General features: G+C 55.7%; 3 protein-coding genes. All 3 read left to right on the top strand.

Annotation, left to right across the window (positions count from 1 at the left end; all coding sequences use genetic code 11):
• Positions 1–63: 63 nt before the first annotated feature.
• Positions 64–480 (top strand): ester cyclase, encoded by a 417-nt coding sequence (locus AC33YF_RS13710; RefSeq protein WP_491777773.1) that lies wholly within the window; start codon positions 64–66, stop codon positions 478–480.
• 31 nt (positions 481–511) lie between these two features.
• A complete protein-coding gene (locus AC33YF_RS13705) occupies positions 512–1,054 on the top strand; it encodes an amino acid synthesis family protein (RefSeq protein WP_491777772.1) in 543 nt (180 codons plus the stop codon).
• A gap of 383 nt (positions 1,055–1,437) precedes the next feature.
• Positions 1,438–2,376 (top strand): MFS transporter (locus AC33YF_RS13700; protein ID WP_491777770.1); only part of this gene is annotated, 939 nt, incomplete at its 3' end.

The raw sequence follows: 2,376 nt of genomic DNA, 5'->3' as shown, positions 1-2,376 counted from the left end.
TTCGTGGCATTGTTCACTCAACTGCGTTAGCCAAGGGCCATAAATCGAAAGCAGGAGGAAACGATGTCGGCAATGGAGACTGCGGCGAAAGCATTCTTTGAAGCATGCGAAACTGGAAAGGGCTGGACAGCTTGTCAGCAGTTCTGCACCCCTGATGCGTCTTTTTCCTGTCAGGCGGATGCGCTTGCTGAGGTGAAGACCCTCGAGGGTTACACGGACTGGATGAAGGGTCTATTTGGTCCCATCCCGGACGGTTCTTACAAGCTGAAGGCTTGGGGTGTCGATGAAGAAAGAAAAGCTGTTGTCGCTGCGGCAGTCTTTACTGGCACTCAAACCGGCGAAGGTGGACCAGTGCCCCCAACTGGCAAACGTGTTCAAGCCGATTATACCTACGTAATGGACTTCGATGGCGACAAGATCCGCCATATGACGAAGATCTGGAACGCCGACTGGTCGTTGCGTGAGCTAGGTTGGGCCTAACAGCCCCCTCCGCAGATCGGGAGCTGGCACAATGCTACTTGTCAGAAAGACGACGATCGTCAAAGAAGTCATTTCCTATGAGATGGGAGAAGAGCTAGCGACGCCAGTCACTCGGGTAGCCGGGCTTGCGATCTTCTCGAACCCGTTCTCGGCGCGGTTCGTCAATGATCTCGAGAATCTCTTCGAAGCGGGTCGCACTGTCGGGAACATGTTGGCAGAGGCACTGGTTGCCGAATTCAGTCGCCCGGTCGTGTCATATGGCAAGGCGGCAATCGTAGGGCTGCACGGCGAGATAGAGCATGGTGGAGCCTGTATTCATCCCATGCTTGGCAAGCCGATGCGACAAGCTGTTAGTGGGGGGAAATCCGTCATTCCTTCGAATGTGAAGATCGGCACGCCTGCAACCGCCATCGATGTGCCGCTCGGGCATAAGGACGAGGCTTGGTCATTTGATCATTTCGACACCATGACAGTTTCAGTACCTGACGCGCCGAGACCGGATGAGATTGTCGTGGTGGTCGCATATGCAGACGGTGGTCGCCCCATTCCGCGATGTGGAGCTGGCCCTATTTAGCGATCAAAGCTCTCTCCGGCCGAACGACGCAATAGCGAAGCGGGCAGACTATCGGGTTTACAGGGCGTAGTGGTCCCTATCGCATTCTGTAACATCTGGCGCGCGCCCGAAAAGTGCGGAATGGGGCACGAGCCACGCTTTCCGTGAGCCAGCAGAGCGTAGGTTCTATTCTCACCTGCGGACGTTGCCGAGCGCTGGGCAGATGCCGCCCTCGGTGCTCGGTGCAGGTTTCTTGGCCGCGTCGATACGAGCGCCTTGATGCCACTGCGCTTGCTCGCGTCCGAGAGACCTACACCAACTGGGACATCATAGGAGCAACCTCAAAGACGCGCGACGTGCTAAGCACAGTGCCATCATTGCGTGCTAGAAATGAAAGTTTAGTAATGTCCAACCGGTGGCTCGTGCTGACATTGCTGTTCTTGATCCGAACAGCAATGGCTTTTCAATTTGGTACCGTTGGTGCACTGGGCCCCATAGTCGGGCAGACCTTTCAGGTGGATGCAGCGGGTGTCGGACTTCTTGTTGGTCTCTATTTGGCTCCCGGGCTCATTTTTGCATTACCCGGAGGAGCTATCGGTCGCTATCTTGGAGACAAACGAGCCGTCCTAACGGGCCTCACGCTAATGACATTGGGCGGGTTAATCTCTGCGTTCGGGACGACATGGGAGGAGCAACTAGTTGGACGAGTTCTCGCCGGAGGTGGAGGAGTTGTCCTGAACGTTTTGATGTCAAAGATGGTCACCGACTGGTTCGACGGTCGAGAGATCGCTACTGCGATGGCATTGTTTGTCAATTCCTGGCCCGCTGGTATCGGCATCGCATTGCTAGTTCAACCTCATGCTGCAAATTCCGGTGGTGTTACCGGAGCATTTGCGCTAACGGCGGTTTTTGCGGCCATCGGGTTTGCATCGCTGTTATTGCTTTATCGGCAGCCTAAGGTCACAACCGGTCCTGCGGGTGGCCTCCTATACGGTAAGACCTTGGCTTGCATCCTGCTCGCGGGTGGGATGTGGGGACTATTTAATGCCTCTTTTGCAATGATCTTTGCCTTTGGCCCAATTCTCCTTACAGGACGAGGATGGGAAATCGCGTCAGCGAGTTCTGCCACAAGTATAGCCGTTTGGTTGAGCGCGTTGTCGGTGCCGATCGGAGGCATCGTTGCCGACTGGTCGAAGCGACCGAACCTGGTAATTGTTATCGGCTTAGTGTTCACGGCTGTGGCGATGGCCGCGCTGCCGCGAGCCAGCTCTATGCTTAGTGCTCTGGTTGTCGCGGGCCTGATTAGCGGACTGCCTGTAGGCGCGATAATGGCTCTTCCCGCT

The organism is Methyloceanibacter sp., from assembly GCF_058506495.1.
This window is presented reverse-complemented; position numbering and strand designations above follow the sequence as displayed.

Excerpts from the sequence above, each read along its gene's own strand:
- AC33YF_RS13710 (WP_491777773.1), top strand. The coding sequence starts at position 64 with ATGTCGGCAATGGAGACTGCGGCGAAAGCATTCTTTGAAGCATGCGAA.
- AC33YF_RS13705 (WP_491777772.1), top strand. The coding sequence starts at position 512 with ATGCTACTTGTCAGAAAGACGACGATCGTCAAAGAAGTCATTTCCTAT.